The organism is Pseudomonas sp. P5_109 (genome assembly GCF_034009455.1).
Classification (GTDB): Bacteria; Pseudomonadota; Gammaproteobacteria; order Pseudomonadales; family Pseudomonadaceae; genus Aquipseudomonas.
The window spans coordinates 251,504-267,309 of sequence record NZ_CP125380.1 but is presented as its reverse complement, the minus strand read 5'-3'; the positions used below and the strand labels follow the sequence as shown (position 1 = coordinate 267,309).

14 protein-coding genes are annotated in these 15,806 nt (G+C 61.9%); 8 read left to right on the top strand and 6 right to left on the bottom strand.

All coding sequences use genetic code 11. The annotated features are described in order from the left end of the window. The first annotated feature begins 70 nt into the window (after positions 1-70). From QMK54_RS01190 to QMK54_RS01180, 3 genes are read left to right on the top strand one after another with little or no spacing between them, the layout of a single operon-like run. Entirely contained in the window at positions 71-1,879 is a 1,809-nt protein-coding gene (locus QMK54_RS01190) for a sensor histidine kinase (RefSeq protein ID WP_223588949.1), read from the top strand. Beyond that, positions 1,876-3,270: a sigma-54 dependent transcriptional regulator gene (locus QMK54_RS01185; RefSeq protein ID WP_320401894.1), complete on the top strand. Its 1,395-nt coding sequence runs from the start codon at positions 1,876-1,878 to the stop codon at positions 3,268-3,270. Before QMK54_RS01190 ends, QMK54_RS01185 begins: the two co-directional genes overlap by 4 nt. Positions 3,271-3,310: 40 nt before the next feature. After that, on the top strand, positions 3,311-3,766 hold the full coding sequence (locus tag QMK54_RS01180; RefSeq protein WP_008003181.1) for a YiiD C-terminal domain-containing protein: 456 nt from the start codon (positions 3,311-3,313) through the stop codon (positions 3,764-3,766). Positions 3,767-3,935: 169 nt separating this feature from the next. Here QMK54_RS01180 and cysQ read toward each other — a convergent pair whose 3' ends face one another. Continuing rightward, the gene (gene cysQ / locus QMK54_RS01175) at positions 3,936-4,763 is read right to left on the bottom strand and encodes a 3'(2'),5'-bisphosphate nucleotidase CysQ (protein ID WP_320401893.1); all 828 of its coding nucleotides are present in this window, start codon (positions 4,761-4,763) and stop codon (positions 3,936-3,938) included. Further along, positions 4,760-5,326, bottom strand: a complete 567-nt coding sequence (nudE, locus tag QMK54_RS01170) for an ADP compounds hydrolase NudE (RefSeq protein WP_160390738.1) — start codon at positions 5,324-5,326, stop codon at positions 4,760-4,762. The genes cysQ and nudE overlap by 4 nt, the downstream gene beginning before the upstream one ends. Positions 5,327-5,414: 88 nt before the next feature. On the opposite strand from nudE, the gene yrfG reads away from it, so the two are divergent. Next, positions 5,415-6,077: a GMP/IMP nucleotidase gene (gene yrfG, locus QMK54_RS01165; protein WP_320401892.1), complete on the top strand. Its 663-nt coding sequence runs from the start codon at positions 5,415-5,417 to the stop codon at positions 6,075-6,077. Positions 6,078-6,197: 120 nt separating this feature from the next. On the opposite strand, the gene lysM is transcribed toward yrfG, so the two are convergent. Continuing rightward, positions 6,198-6,638 (bottom strand): peptidoglycan-binding protein LysM, encoded by a 441-nt coding sequence (lysM, locus tag QMK54_RS01160; protein WP_046040810.1) that lies wholly within the window; start codon positions 6,636-6,638, stop codon positions 6,198-6,200. 128 nt (positions 6,639-6,766) lie between these two features. Here lysM and QMK54_RS01155 point away from each other — a divergent pair, with 128 nt between their 5' ends. From QMK54_RS01155 to QMK54_RS01140, 4 genes are all read left to right on the top strand, one after another. After that, positions 6,767-7,654, top strand: coding sequence for a LysR family transcriptional regulator (locus QMK54_RS01155; protein WP_320401891.1), 888 nt, complete (start codon positions 6,767-6,769; stop codon positions 7,652-7,654). A 92-nt stretch (positions 7,655-7,746) separates the two neighbouring features. After that, positions 7,747-8,586, top strand: coding sequence for a formate dehydrogenase accessory sulfurtransferase FdhD (gene fdhD, locus QMK54_RS01150; RefSeq protein WP_110659380.1), 840 nt, complete (start codon positions 7,747-7,749; stop codon positions 8,584-8,586). Beyond that, positions 8,583-10,931 carry an FdhF/YdeP family oxidoreductase gene (locus tag QMK54_RS01145; RefSeq protein ID WP_320401890.1) on the top strand — a complete coding sequence of 783 codons (2,349 nt, stop codon included), beginning with the start codon at positions 8,583-8,585 and terminating at the stop codon, positions 10,929-10,931. The genes fdhD and QMK54_RS01145 overlap by 4 nt, the downstream gene beginning before the upstream one ends. A gap of 329 nt (positions 10,932-11,260) precedes the next feature. Further along, a complete protein-coding gene (locus QMK54_RS01140) occupies positions 11,261-11,746 on the top strand; it encodes a glycine zipper domain-containing protein (RefSeq protein WP_110659377.1) in 486 nt (161 codons plus the stop codon). 64 nt (positions 11,747-11,810) lie between these two features. On the opposite strand, the gene QMK54_RS01135 is transcribed toward QMK54_RS01140, so the two are convergent. From QMK54_RS01135 to QMK54_RS01125, 3 genes are all read right to left on the bottom strand, one after another. Further along, the gene (locus tag QMK54_RS01135; protein ID WP_110659376.1) at positions 11,811-12,233 is read right to left on the bottom strand and encodes an acyl-CoA thioesterase; all 423 of its coding nucleotides are present in this window, start codon (positions 12,231-12,233) and stop codon (positions 11,811-11,813) included. A 156-nt stretch (positions 12,234-12,389) separates the two neighbouring features. Continuing rightward, positions 12,390-13,616 (bottom strand): 3-hydroxyacyl-CoA dehydrogenase, encoded by a 1,227-nt coding sequence (locus QMK54_RS01130; protein ID WP_320401889.1) that lies wholly within the window; start codon positions 13,614-13,616, stop codon positions 12,390-12,392. A gap of 231 nt (positions 13,617-13,847) precedes the next feature. Beyond that, positions 13,848-15,782, bottom strand: coding sequence for an ATP-dependent DNA helicase RecQ (locus QMK54_RS01125; RefSeq protein WP_223588932.1), 1,935 nt, complete (start codon positions 15,780-15,782; stop codon positions 13,848-13,850). Positions 15,783-15,806 lie beyond the last annotated feature (24 nt).

The window sequence follows — 15,806 nt, the reverse complement described above, 5'->3', positions numbered from 1 at the left end:
CAAGATGCCGCTGACCCAAGGCGTGCAAGCCTAGGCATAATGCGCCTGTACCCACAGGCGCCTGATGCTCATGACCCCGACCCTTCCCCCCAGACCCCGTTGGCGCAGCCTGGCCCTGCTGGCACTGTGCCTGGCGCCCTTGCTGTGGCCGCTGGAGCATCTGGCCGAGCGTTACTACCGTAGCGAGTTGGCCAGTCAGAATCGCCAGACCCTCGACCTCTATGTCGCCAACCTGCTGGGTACCCTGCACCGCTATGAAGTGCTGCCGCAGATCCTCGGCGACCTGCCAGCCCTGCGCGCCGTGCTCGGAGCACCGGACGATGGCGTCACCCAGGGCAACGCCAACCGCCTGCTGAAAAACATCGCCACCCAGACCGGCGCCGAAGTCATGTACCTGATGGACGCCACCGGCAAGACCCTGGCCGCCTCCAACTGGGACAAGCACGACAGTTTCGTCGGGCGCAATTTTTCCTTCCGGCCGTATTTCAGCGAAGCCATGGCCGGGCGACTCGGGCGTTTTTTCGGTTTGGGCACTACCTCCGCCAAACGCGGTTACTTCTTCGCCGCCGGCGTACGCGATGGCGAGAAAATCGTCGGCGTGCTGGTGGTCAAGGTCGACCTCGACCACACCGAAAGCCTCTGGGGCAAAACCCCGGAACAACTGCTGCTGACCGACCACAACGGCGTGGTCATTCTCACCTCGCGACCAGAGTGGCGATTCCGCTCGACCCGCCCGTTGAACGAGGAAGAAAGCAAGGCCATCACTGCGATCCAACCCTATCCAACCCGCGATCCAAAACCGCTGAAGCTCAATCCCAATGCCTGGCTGACCCAGACCCAGCAAATCGCCGAAACCGGCTGGGACGTCAGCATCCTCGCCCCGCGCACCTTGATCGACCGCCCGGTGCGCACGGTGGTGGCCATCGGCGGTGCAACGCTGCTGGTGTTGATGCTGCTGCTCGGCCTGATGATGCAGCGCCGTCGCCATTACCTCGAACGCATTGCCTTTGAAGGCAAGGCCCGCCGCGAGCTGGAAGGTCGGGTCGCCGAGCGCACCAGCGATCTCGAGGGCCTGAACCGGCGCCTGAAACAGGAAGTGCTGGAACGCGAACAAGCCCAGCAGGAACTGGTACGCGCCCAGGATGACCTGGTGCAGGCCGGCAAATTGTCGGCACTGGGTACGATGTCGGCGAGCATCAGCCACGAACTCAATCAGCCGCTGGCAGCGATTCGCAGCTACGCGGAAAACGCCGAGGTGCTGCTCGATCACCAGCGCACCGACGATGCCCGCGGCAACCTCAAATTGATCAGCGAACTGACCGGGCGCATGGCCTCGATCATCGCCCACCTGCGCGCCTTCGCCCGACGCGACCGCCACGCCCCGGAAAGCGTCGCCCTGCAACCGGCGCTAGACGATGCCCTGGCCTTGCTGGCCAAGCGCCGACGCAGCATGGACGTCGAGCTGATCCGAGATCTGCCAGCCGCCACCCTGTGGGTCGAGGCCGGGGAAACCCGCCTGCGCCAGGTACTCGGTAATCTACTGGCCAACGCCCTGGATGCCCTGACGGAAAAAGGCCCGCCACGTAAACTCTGGCTAAGTGCCCAATCCACGGCCGATGGCGTCAACCTGTACATTCGCGACAATGGCCCCGGCTTTTGCATGGAAGCCCTTGGGCGCGCCAGCGAGCCGTTCTACACCACCAAGACCCGCACCCAGGGCCTGGGGTTGGGGCTGGCGATTTGCGAAACCCTGATGCGCGCCTTCGGCGGTGAACTGTCGTTCGCCAACCACAAGGAGGGCGGCGCCCTGATTACCCTGAAGCTGCGCCCAGGCGCACCGGGCGTGAGCCTGCAACCGTCCGAGGACCGAAGTGCATGACCATCGACAACCGCATTCAGGTCGTGTTGATCGACGACGATCCCCATCTGCGCCAGGCCCTGAGCCAGACGCTGGATCTGGCCGGCCTGAAAATCCTGCCGCTGGCCGAAGCCAAGGGCCTGGCCGCGCAACTGGAGCGTGACTGGCCGGGTGTGGTGGTTAGCGACATCCGCATGCCCGGCATGGATGGCCTGGAACTGCTGAGCGAACTGCACGCCCAAGACCCCGAGCTGCCGGTGCTGCTTATCACCGGCCACGGTGATGTGCCGCTGGCCGTGCAGGCCATGCGCGCCGGCGCCTATGATTTCTTGGAAAAGCCGTTTGCCAGCGACGCCCTGCTCGACAGCGTGCGTCGCGCGTTAGCCCTGCGCCGACTGGTGCTGGACAACCGCAGCCTGCGACTGGCCTTGAGCGACCGCAATGAACTGAGCACCCGTCTGGTTGGCCACTCACCTTCGATGCTGCGCCTACGCGAGCAGATCGGCGCCCTGGCCGCGACCAAGGCCGATGTGTTGATCCTCGGCGAAACTGGCGCCGGCAAAGAAGTCGTGGCCCGGGCACTGCACGATTTATCGAACCGTCGCAACGGACCGTTCGTGGCGATCAACGCCGGTGCCCTGGCCGAATCGGTGGTCGAGAGCGAGCTGTTCGGCCACGAGCCCGGCGCCTTCACTGGCGCGCAGAAACGCCGTATCGGCAAGTTCGAATTCGCCAACGGCGGCACGCTGTTCCTCGATGAAATCGAAAGCATGAGCCTGGATGTGCAGGTAAAACTGTTGCGCTTGCTGCAAGAACGGGTGGTCGAACGCCTGGGCGGCAACCAGCTGATCCCACTGGACATCCGCATCATCGCCGCGACCAAGGAAGACCTGCGCCAGGCGGCGGATCAAGGGCGTTTCCGTGCCGACTTGTATTACCGCCTGAACGTCGCACCGCTACGGATTCCACCACTGCGCGAACGGGGCGAAGATGCGCTGATGCTGTTCCAGCATTTCGCCGATGAAGCCAGTGCCCGCCACGGTTTGCCGCCCCATGAACTGCAACCGGGGCAACGTGCCTTGCTGCTGCGCCACACCTGGCCCGGCAACGTGCGCGAGCTGCAAAATGCCGCCGAACGTTTTGCCCTCGGGCTGGAACTGGCCCTCGACAACAGCGCGTCGGATGGCAGCGCTGACAACAGGGTCGAAGTCGTCAGCGGCGGTTTGAGCGAGCAAGTGGAGAACTTCGAAAGAACCCTAATCGCCGCCGAACTGGCACGCTCGCACAGCTCCGTGCGCAGCGTTGCCGAAGCCCTTGGCATTCCGCGCAAGACCCTGCACGACAAACTGCGCAAACACGGTCTGAGTTTCACCGACAGTGGCGCCTCGGCCCACCCTGACGACCTCGACTGAGCTAACGTCCAATCATCCACTTCACGCTAGAGGCCCCTGAATGAGCCGCGACAGTCGACAACTGGAATCAGTCCTCCATCACGACATTCCCCTCACCCGGGACATGGGCCTCAAAGTGCTCGACTGGCATGACCAGCAACTGCGCCTGCACTTGCCGCTGGAAGCCAACGTCAACCACAAGAGCACCATGTTCGGCGGCAGCCTGTATTGCGGCGCGGTCCTGGCCGGTTGGGGCTGGCTGCATCTGCGCCTCAAGGAAGAAGGCATTACCGACGGGCACATCGTGATTCAGGAAGGGCAGATCAGCTATCCGCTGCCGGTGACGGGCGATGCCAACGCCATTTGCCAGGCGCCGGATCCGGTGATCTGGAAGAAATTCCTGACCACCTTCCAGCGCTACAGCCGAGCGCGGTTGACCCTGCATACGCGGGTCGTCAATGAAGGCCGTGATGAGGATGCGGTGAGGTTTGTCGGGCAGTATGTGCTGCACCGCTGAATATGAGGGTGTTGTACAACCTGTGGCGAGGGGGCTTGCCCCCGTTGGAGTGCGCAGCACTCCCAAGTCCAGCGTCCGCAGCGTGTCAGACACAATGAGATTGCATGTTTTTGGGGCAGCTTCGCTGCCCAACGGGGGCAAGCCCCCTCGCCACAAAGTTAAGGTGATTTCAGGAGCGGGCCAATTCCAGCAGCTTATCCCGCCACGCCGCCTTCGCCGGCAACGCCAGGAAGAATGCATTCAACAGCGACTCCCGCGCCGGATAGCTGAACGGTTCACCGCTCAACTCCAGCACCGCACCGCCGGCACCTTCCAGCACGCCTTGTGCCGCCGCCGTGTCCCACTGCGAAGTCGGAGCCAGGCGCGGATAGCAATCCGCCGCCCCTTCGGCCAGCAGGCAAAACTTCAGCGAACTGCCGATATTGGCCAGTTGCAGCTCGCCAAGGCTTGCACTCAGCCCCGCCAGCAAACGCTCCTGCTCCGGGCTGGAATGGCGACGGCTGGCGACCACGGTGAACGACTCACCTGGCACCAGCGCATCACGCACCTTGATCGCCACCGGCGTGCCACCTTTATCGCCACGCCAGGCACCGAGGTCGGCGCCTCCGACATAGAAACGACCGTTGGTCGGCATCGACACCACACCGAACACCACTCGACCATTTTCAATCAGGGCGATGTTGACGGTGAACTCTTCGCTGCCGTTGATGAATTCCTTGGTGCCGTCCAGCGGATCGACCAGCCACCAGCGCTGCCATCCGGCCCGCACGCTTTGGGGAATGTTGGCGTCCTCTTCGGACAGCACCGGGATGCTCGGATCGAGCGCCGTCAGCCCGGCCAGAATCAGGTGGTGCGCGGCCAGGTCAGCAGCGGTCACCGGCGAATCATCAGCCTTCGCCGTGACGGCCGTGCCTGTGCGCCAGAACGGCAGGATCGCCTCGCCCGCCTGCAAGGCCAGCTCGATGACCGGCGCCATCAACGGATGCGGGAAATTCATGACTGGAACGCTCCGCGCTGAGTCAACAGGTCTCGGGCCAGGTACAGCGCCGCCAAGGCACGGCCTTCGGTAAATTGCGGGTTTTGCGCCAGCGCCGAGAGTTCACGCAGATTGACCTTGTCCACCCGCATCGGCTCGGGCTCGTCGCCTTCCAGACTCGCTTCGTAGAGGTCGGTGGCCAGCACCACTTGAATCTTCTGGCTCATGTAACCGGGGGACAGCGACAGCTCGGTCAGGTGCTCCAGTTGCCGCGCGCCGAAACCGGCCTCTTCCTTGAGTTCACGCTCGGCGGCCGCCAGCACGTCTTCGCCCGGTTCGATCAAGCCCTTGGGCAGCGACATTTCATATTCATCCGTGCCGCCACAATATTCCTCGACCAGCACCGCATGCTCGGCATCGAGCATCGCCACGATCATCACCGCGCCGTACCCGGCACCCTTGCCGACCAGGCGTTCATAGGTGCGCTCCACGCCATTGGAAAAGCGCAACTTCAGCTCTTCGACGCAGAACAATCGACTGGTGGCGACAATCTCGCGGGCGAGTATCGTGGGTTTCTGGCGCATGCAAAGCTCCTTGGCGTGAACGCGCTACTATAACGCGGCTTCCCCGATTGTTTACGCCAGAAATCTTTCTACTGCCCGAGACGTTGCCATGCCTTCATTACCCTGGTCCGACATCGATACCGTTCTGCTGGACATGGACGGCACGCTGCTGGACCTGCATTTCGACAACCACTTCTGGATGGAGCACCTGCCCCAGCGTTACGCCGAACTGCACGGGGTCAGCCGGGCCATGGCCGAAATGGAATTGCAGCCGTTGTTCGAGCGCAATGCCGGCCAGTTACAGTGGTACTGCCTGGACTTCTGGAGCGCCGAACTGAAGCTGTCGGTGCGCGAACTGAAACTGGAGACCGCGCATCTGATCGCCCTGCGTCCGGATGCCGATACCTTTCTGGCGGCGATCAAGCGGGCCGGCAAGCGCGTGGTGCTGATCACCAACGCCCATCGGGATGCGTTGTCGTTGAAGCTGGAAAAAATCGAACTGGCGCCGTACTTCGAGCGTTTGATCAGTTCCCACGACTACGGCTTCCCCAAGGAAAACCTGCAGTTCTGGGATGCGTTGCAAGCCGATATCGATTTCGACCCGGCGCGCAGCCTGTTCATCGACGACACCTTGCCGATCCTGCGCAGCGCACGGGACTTTGGCGTCGCGCATTTGCTGGCCGTGCGTGAGCCGGACAGTCGCAAGGGGCCGAAGGATACGGCGGAGTTTGCGGCGGTCGGGGATTACCGGGATTTGACTGCAGGGCTCTAGACCGCGGCGCGGTCATTGTGGCGAGGGGGCTTGCCCCCGTTGGGTCGCGTAGCGGCCCCAAATTTTTTACGACTGCTGCGCAGCCGAACGGGGGCAAGCCCCCTCGCCACAGGTTTTGTGTTACTCAGGAATCCGCAACGACTGCCCCGGATAGATCTTGTCCGGGTGCGACAGCATCGGCTTGTTGGCCTCGAAAATCTTGTTGTACTTGTTGGCATCGCCGTACACGCGCTTGGAAATCGCGCTGAGGGTGTCGCCCTTCACGACGGTGACAAACACCGCAGCAGCGACTACCGGCCCGGTCACCGTAATCTGATCATCAACGCTACCAACCCCGGCAATATTGCCCACCGCCAGCAGGATTTTTTCCTTCTCTTCCTGGCTCGCCACTTCACCGGTCACCGTGACCTTGTCGCCATCGACCGTCGCCTGCACATTCGGATTACCCAGGCCGACCTTGCTGATGTGTTCTTTCAACTGCTCACTGGCATTGGCGTTGCCTGGCGTCAGCAGATCCAGCAGTTTTTCGCCTGCCTCTTTCACAAAGCTCAAAAGACTCATGGTGCACTCTCCTTGGGTTTTGGGTTCCAGACGCAAAAGCCTAGACCACGGCCGTCACTTGCGAATCCAACCCGACCAATGACCCCGCTTGCGATAGAATCCGCCCCTTCCCGCGCCCAGGAGCGAAGATGGACATCAAGCAGCTGAAATTCCTCATCGCGCTCGACGAAACCCGCCATTTCGGCCAGGCCGCCGCACGCTGCCACATCACCCAGCCGACCCTGTCCATGCGCCTGCGCAGCCTCGAAGAAGAACTCGACTTGCCGCTGGTCAATCGCGGCCAGCGCTTCGAAGGCTTCACCGCGCCAGGCGAGCGGGTGCTGGCCTGGGCGCGCACGGTACTGGCGGCCTACGACGGCTTGTACGCCGAGGCCGCCGCCTGTCGTGGCAATCTGGTCGGTACGTTGCGCCTGGGCGTGGTGCCGCTGTCGAGCTTCGATCCGCTGCCGCTGCTGCAACGCCTGCATGGGGAGCATCCAAACCTGCGTTTCGAACTCTCGGCACTGAGCTCCGAGCAGATCCTCGAACAACTGGCAAACAATCGCCTGGACCTCGGTGTTTCCTACCTGGAACGCCTGGACACCGACCATTTCGACTCCCTGGCTTTCAGCGAAACCCGCATGGGCCTGCTCTACGATCAACGCTTCTTCACCTTTGGCGAGGCGCCGCTGAGCTGGGAGTCAGTGATCGAACTGCCACTGGGCATGCTCACCAGCGGCATGCACTTTCGCCAATCCATCGACCATAACTTCCACAGCCGTGGCCTGACCCCACAACCCTTGCTGCAGACCGACGCAGTCCATCAACTGTTGCAAGCGGTGCACGGCGGCCTGTGTTGCGCCGTAATGCCGTTGGACGGCGGCCTCGAAGGACTGACCGAACACTTGCGCCTGCAACCGATCGAGAACGCCCAGACCCTTGGCCGCCTGGGGCTGATCATGCGGCGCAGCGCGCCACGCTCGGCCTTGGCGGAGGCCTGTTTCGCGATTTACCAACAATCACTAATGAACTCTTGATCGACGGCATCTATCGGTAGATCAGTAATAGCAATTAGACGCGACCGTTTGCCGCGCCTAGTCTTAAAGCTGATCAAACCGTGGGTGATGCCATGAACACCAAGCGCCCTGCCTGCGCGGCGCCTGCCCTCGAAACGCCCGCGCCCGCCGCCAGCCAGACGTACAGCTATAGCAACCTTGAATACCTGGAATCGGACAGCACCGCGCTGGCCGAGGAAGTCGCGCTGGCGATTGCCTATAACGGCATCAGCCAGGCGGTCATGCTGGTGACGCCGACGGACCTGGAAGACTTCATTGTCGGTTTCAGCCTGGGCAGCGGCATCATCGAGGACGCCACGGACATTTATGACCTGCAACTGAGTGGCTCAGGGTCGGCGCAGTACGCGCAAGTGACCATCGCCAACCGCGCCTTCTGGAACCTCAAGCAGCAACGTCGGCAAATGGCCGGTACCAGTGGTTGCGGGTTGTGCGGCGTGGAAGCGGTCGAGCAGGCACTGCCGGACCTCAAGGTGTTGCCCGGCGCACCTTTGCCGCCCGCCGCCTGGCTCGAAGGCCTGCGCCAGCGCATCGGCGCGTTCCAGCCGCTGGGGCAGCACAGCGGCGCGGTGCACGCGGCAGTGTTCATGAACGACCAGGGCGAGTTACTGCTGGGCCGCGAAGACATCGGCCGGCATAACGCCCTCGACAAGCTGATCGGTGGCCTTGTGCGCCAAAACATCCCGACTGCGGGTGGCCTGGTGATTGTCACCAGCCGCTGCAGCCTTGAATTGATCCAGAAAGTCCTGCGCGCCGGCATCCAGACCCTGGTCAGCCTGTCGTCCCCCACGGGCCTTGCCGTGCAATGGGCCCGTCGCCACAACCTCAACCTCATCCATCTGCCACAGAAGAATGCGCCGCGGGTCTACAGCCCAACGTTGGAGAAACAAGCGTGAGTCAACACCGTCAAGCCGACCAGACACCTGTCCCTCGCTACAAGCCTTACAAAGGTCCGGCCGGTGGCTGGGGCGCACTGATCAGCGTCGCCCAGGCCTGGTTGACCAGCGACAACGCGCTGAAGAACCTGCGCATCATGCTCAAGACCAACCAGAACGGAGGCTTCGATTGCCCGGGTTGCGCCTGGGGCGACTCTCCGGAAAAGGGCATGGTGATGTTCTGCGAGAACGGCGCCAAGGCGGTGAACTGGGAAGCGACCAAACGCCGTGTCGATGCAAAGTTCTTCGCCAAACACAGCGTCACCGCGCTGCTGGAGCAGAGCGACTACTGGCTCGAGTATCAGGGTCGGTTGACCGAGCCGATGAGCTATGACGCCGAAACCGACCGCTACAAACCGATCAGTTGGGACGATGCCTTCGCGCTGATCGCCAAGCATCTGAACGGCTTGTCGAGCCCGGATCAGGCCGAGTTCTACACCTCGGGCCGCGCCAGTAACGAAGCGGCGTACCTCTATCAGCTGTTCGTGCGCGCCTATGGCACCAACAACTTCCCCGATTGCTCGAACATGTGCCACGAGGCCAGCGGTGTCGCGCTGTCGCAAAGCGTTGGTGTCGGCAAAGGCACCGTGACCTTCGACGACTTCGAACACGCCGATGCGATTTTCGTCTGGGGCCAGAACCCCGGCACCAACCACCCGCGCATGCTCGAGCCATTGCGTGAAGCGGTGAAACGCGGCGCGCAAGTGGTGTGCATCAACCCGCTCAAGGAGCGCGGCCTGGAGCGCTTCCAGCATCCACAGCACCCGATCGAAATGCTCATGAACGGCTCCGAGCCGACCAACACCGCATTCTTCCGCCCGGCCCTGGGCGGTGACATGGCGATCATGCGCGGCATGGCGAAATTTCTCCTGCTGTGGGAACGCGACGCACAGAAAACCGGGGCGCCGGCGGTGTTCGACCATGACTTCCTCAATGAGCACAGCGCCAATGTGCTGGAGTACCTGGCGACCATCGATGAAACGCCGTGGGAGCAGATCGTCGAGCAGTCCGGCCTGACCCTGGTGGAAATCGAGCAAGCGGCGCGCATGTACGTCAAGGGCAAGAACGTCATCATGTGCTGGGCCATGGGCATCACCCAGCATCGCCATTCGGTGGCGACCATCCAGGAAATCGCCAACCTGATGCTGCTGCGTGGCAACGTCGGCCGGCCCGGTGCCGGCCTGTGCCCCGTGCGCGGTCACAGCAACGTGCAGGGCGACCGGACCATGGGCATCAACGAACGTCCGCCGGTGGCGTTCCTCGACGCCCTGGAGCGCCGCTTCCAGTTCAAGGTGCCACGTCACAACGGGCACAACGTGGTCGAGGCCATTCATGCGATGGCGGAAGGCCGGGCGAAAGTTTTCATCGGCCTGGGCGGCAACTTCGCCCAAGCCACGCCGGACAGCCCACGCACCTTCCAGGCTTTGCAAAACTGCGACCTGACCGTGCAGATCAGCACCAAGCTCAACCGCAGCCATTTGACCCATGGCAAGGACGCGCTGATCCTGCCGTGCCTGGGCCGCACCGACATCGATATCCAGACCGAAGGCCCGCAAGCGGTGACCGTCGAAGATTCGTTCAGCATGGTCCACGCCTCCAACGGCCAGTTGCAGGCGTTGTCGAACCAGATGCGTTCGGAACCGGCGATCCTGGCCGGTATCGCCGCCGCGACGCTGGGCAGCCACCCGGTGGACTGGAACTGGCTGGTGGCCGATTACAGCCGCATCCGCGACCTGATCGCCGACACCATTCCCGGCTTCAAGGACTTCAACGAACAGATCAAGAACCCTGGCGGTTTCTACCTCGGCAACAGCGCCGGTGCGCGCAAGTGGAGCACCGCCTCGGGCCGGGCCAATTTCCGTCCAAACGCGCTGCCCAAAGACCTGGTGCACGAACGCACCCGCGCCACCGGTGTGCTGCCGGACCTGATCATGCAATCAATGCGTTCCCACGATCAGTACAACACCACGATCTATGGCCTGAATGACCGCTATCGCGGAGTGAAGGGTCAACGCGACGTGTTGTTCGTCAACGAGGCCGACATCATTCGCCTGGGTTTCAAGCCGGGGCAGAAGGCGGACATCGTTTCGCTCTGGGACGATGGCGTCGAACGTCGGGTAAAAGGCTTCACGCTGCTGGCGTTTGATATCCCGGCCGGGCAAGCGGCCGCGTACTACCCGGAAGTGAACCCGTTGGTGCCGCTGGAAAGCGTTGGGGATGGCAGCCATACACCGACATCGAAGTTCGTGGCGATCCGCCTGGAAGCGGCGAGTGAGACTGGCTTGATCATGGCCAGGTCGGCGTAAACTCTCAGCGTCTGAACTGGCCTCTTCGCGAGTAAGCCCGCTCCCACATCGGAATGCGTTCCCCTGTGGGAGCGGGCTTGCTCGCGAATACGGTAGATCAAACAACAAACATTCCAGATTCAGTACTTTTCTTTCGCCCACAAAAAAGGCCGTTTCCTCACGAAAACGGCCTTTGCGAATAAGTAAAAGACCGGCAAAAAAACGTTAAGTTCCGCCCAAAAAACAGTAACTTGCAATATTGTATACAGGTCGTGTTATTCGTCGGATTTCGATTGTCACGCCTATTCCAGAGCCTCAGGATCGCGCCGTCATCCCCTTGAGGTTCCCCCATGAAGTTCTCCTCGATTCTCTTGTTGTCCCTTGGCCTGGTCAGCGGTATTGCGTCTGCTGGCGGCACTACCGAAGCCGGTGTAGGCGGCGCATTGGGCGGGGTTCTAGGCTCGGTCGTCGGTCAGTCGTTAGGCGGCAGTACAGGTTCCACCATCGGCGCAGCCCTGGGTGGCGCGGGTGGTAGCGCCGTCGGCGCAAACAAGCATAGCCGTGGCGAAGCAGCCCTTGGTGGTGCGTTGGGTGCAGCGGGCGGTAACGTGGTCGGCCGCAACATGGGCGGCACCACCGGCAGCCTGATCGGCGCTGCAGCAGGCGGCGGCGCCGGTGGCGCGCTGGGTAACTACATGGGCAAAGAGTACGATGATGAAGACGGCGATCGCCGTTCGTATCGCGGCCATGACGATCGTCGCTACTACCGCGACGACCACCGTCACCGCGGCCATGCCTATGGCCATCGCAAGCACCACAAGTACTACCGCGACTAAGGCCTCGAGCGCCTCGCTGGCAGGTACAACAAAAATCGCAGCCCTTGGGCTGCGATTTTTTTTCTTACTGAGCCACTAGACGCTCCAGCGCCCCGCGCAACCCTGCCGGAATCGCCACGGGCCGATTCGATGCGCGATCGACAAACACATGCACAAAGCGCCCTGCCGCGCAGGCTTCGTCTTCCCCTTGCTTGAACACGGCCAGTTCGTATTGCACCGAGCTGTTGCCCAGCTTGCCTACCCGCAGACCGATCTCGATACGGTCCGGGAAAGCAATGGAGGCAAAGTAATCACAGGCCGAGCTCACCACGAATCCCACTACCTCACCGTCATGGATATCCAGGCCACCGACTTCGATCAGGTAAGTGTTCACTGCCGTATCGAAGAAGCTGTAGTAAGTGACGTTGTTGATGTGACCGTAGACGTCGTTGTCGTGCCAGCGGGTGGTGATGGGCTGGAAGTGGGGGTAGTCGGTGCGCTGGGGCATTGGCGTTGATTCCTGAGTGGGTTCGCCAAGTCTACGGCGAAAACCGCGTTATCGTTCTTCGCGAGCAAGCCCGCTCCCACATTTGGATGGGGTTTAACCCGGTCAGGTGTGGGAGCGGGCTTGCTCGCGAAGGCGCCCTCACAGGCGCCGCATCGATCACTTGTCAGCAAAGCCCTTGCCGGCCGCCGCCAGTTCACCGATCAACCGCGCCGGTTTCCAGTGATCGCCCTGACGCGTCTCAAGTTCCATCAAGCGCCGGTGAATGTCCGCCAACCCTTGCTGATCCGCCCAGGCCATCGGGCCGCCCTTGTCCGCCGGGAAACCATAGCCGTTGAGGTAAACCAGATCGATGTCATGAGCTGACCCGGCGATGCCTTCCTGAAGGATCTTCGCGCCCTCGTTGACCAATGCCAGCAAGCAGCGCTCGAGAATTTCTTCCGGCCCAAGCTCGCGGCGCTGAAACCCCAACCCTTCGCTGACTTCCAGCACCAGCGCATCTACCTGAGGATCGTGTTCGGCCTGACGGCTGCCCGGTTCATAGTGGTAAAAGCCGTTGCCACTCTTCTGGCCAAAGCGCTCCATCTCGCAAAGTCGATTGTCCACCTGAACCTCTGGCGCGTCCTGCCCGACACCGGACAGCTGCCGGGCGCGCCACTGCAGGTCGACGCCCACCACGTCGAACATGCGAAACGGCCCCATGGCAAAACCGAACCCTTGCAGTGCCGCGTCAACCTGGTAGGGATACGCGCCTTCGAGCAGCATTTTTCGCGCTTCGAGCACATAGGTATTGAGCATGCGGTTGCCGATGAAACCATCGCAATTGCCCGCGACCACACTGACCTTGCCCATGCGCTGGCCGAGCGCCAGTGCCGCGTCGAGAACGGCCGGAGCCGTCTGCGCACCACGGACGACTTCCAGCAGCTTCATGATGTGCGCCGGACTGAAGAAGTGCAGGCCCAGGACCTGCTGCGGGCGCCGCGTCACCGCAGCAATGGCGTCGATGTCCAGCGCCGAGGTATTGCTGGCCAGAATCGCTTCAGGTTTGAGCAGGCCATCGAGCTCGCGGAAAATTCTCTGCTTGAGCTCAAGGTTTTCGTACACCGCTTCAATGACCAGGTCGACATCGCGGATGGCCACATAACCATCTGCCGCCGTTACGCGCGCGATACGGGCATCGGCTTCACTCTGTTCAATGCGACCCTGGCGCACGTTATGCGCGTAGGTATCGGCGACGGTAGCCAGTGCCTGTTCAAGCATCTGCGGATTGTTATCAACCCACTGCACGGCCACTCCGGCGTTGGCCAGGCACATGACAATGCCACGGCCCATGGTGCCCGCGCCGATGACGGCGGCGCGCTGAATATTCGACGGTGTCTGGCTCATGTTTTGTTCTCTTGTTGGCGATCCGAAGACACCACCACCATAGTCAGCCACCGGGCTTTTTTGAAATTTATTCCTGTGATGAGCAACATTCAGCGGATGGATGTAGCCCCTTTGAGTACACCGCCCCCCCTGTGGGAGCGGGCTTGCTCGCGAAGGCAATCAACCATTCAACAGTGATGGTGCCTGACCCACCGCCTTCGCGAGCAAGCCCGCTCCCACATTGACCGTGTTTCAACCGGGCAGATGTTGTTCAGCCCACTCCCGCACCGAGGCATATGGATAATCTTCCAGCGCGGCAAACCCGGAAATCGAGCGTGCCTTGAGTTTTGTGAACAACGGCACGCTGATCCCGCACAGGAACCGTGTCACGCGTTCAGCCGAGGGCACGTTGCCCGTGTGCTGCTCGTGCCTGTGGATAAAATCACCACCCAGCGCCTGGAAATTCTTATCCACAAGCGCCGGCAACTCCGGTGGTGCCGGTAGCCGCGCCACCTGTCCGTGACACACCGAACAATGTCCACATTGCTGCGGGGCATCGTGATCGCCGAAGTACTCGGCGAGGCGATAACCCAGGCATCGGTCGGTGGCGAACAGATCCAGCATCGCGTGAATCCGCGCGATCTCGGTGTGCTCATGCCGAGTGAAATAACCGTGCAGCTCCTCGCTCACCGCGACGCTGTCGAAACCGCTTTGCAGCACGCTGTAGACCTCGGTCATCTGCTTGCTTTCGAGCTCCACCCAGCCCTTCTCCTGAAAATAATCCAGCGCCTTGACCACCCGACTGCGCTCGGCCTGATGCTGCTCGTACAGCGCCTCGAAATTCACCGTTGCCCAGGTCCTGGCGCGGCTGGAGGTCTGGATAATGGCGGCGACGAAATCCTTGCGCTCGCCCTCGAAGTGGGCCAGCAGCGCCTCTGGTTCCTGCACATACTTGAAACGGTATTCGGCGTAGTAGGCGTAGCGCGGGGCGATCAACCCGCGCAATTCGAGTTGCACCAGCAAGGTCTTGAGCGGTAATTGACGAATGTTGCTTTGATCCGCCAATGGCCCCAGCAGAAACTCCCACTGCCCTTCGGGTGCCGCGGCCTGCATCTCGTCAAGTACGCAACGGATGCCATCCAGCTCCGGCGTGTCGCCGTAGACGAAATTCTCCAACACATTGAGGCTGTCGCGGTTCGCCAGCACCAGGCAGTCCGACGGCTGCCCGTCACGCCCGGCGCGGCCGATTTCCTGGCTGTAGTTTTCGATGGATTTGGGCAGGTCGAAGTGCACCACATTGCGGATGTCGCTTTTGTCGATGCCCATGCCGAAAGCGATGGTGGCGACGATGCAATTGGACTGCCCGCCCATGAAGCGACGCTGGATCGCTTCCCGTTGCTCATGGGGCAAACCCGCGTGATAGGCCTCGGCCTGAATGCCGTTGCGGTTCAGGTGTTCGGCGATGTGCTCTGCGGTTTTCTGCAGGGTGACATAAACGATGCTCGGCTGGTCTGGACGCTGGCTCATCCATTCGACCAGGCGCCTGCGTTTGTCCGCTCCGCGAACGGGCTCCACCAGCAGATTCAGGTTCGGTCGATAGAAACCGGTGGTCACTACATCCTCGGCGGCGATGGCGAACTTCGCCTGCATGTCGGCGATGACCTTGGGCGTCGCCGTTGCGGTCAGCAGCAACACCTGCGGGATGTTGAACTGGCGTTGATAGTCGGGAAGCTTGAGGTAGTCCGGGCGAAAGTTGTGCCCCCATTCGGAAATGCAGTGCGCCTCGTCCACCACCAGCAGCGAGATCGGTACTTGCTGCAAGAAATGGCGAAACCGCTCGTTCTTCAGGCGCTCCACCGAGATCATCAGAATCTTCAACTCGCCGGACCTGGCACGGGCCATGACATCGCTGGCGTCATCGCGGCTCTGCGCCGAATCGATGCTGCCCGCCGAGATGCCGTGGCGTTGCAGGAACGCCAGTTGATCCTGCATCAACGCCAGCAAGGGTGAGACCACCAGCGTCAGGTGCGGCAGCAACAGCGCCGGCAATTGGTAGCAAAGGGATTTGCCGGATCCGGTGGGAAAAATCGCCGCCGCCGAGCGCCCGGCCAGCACAGCGCTGATGGCCGCCTCCTGACCGGGTCGAAACTGTGGATAACCGAAAACCTGTTCCAGGGTGTTGTGCATAAGCTGTCACTCCGTTGACCGCTG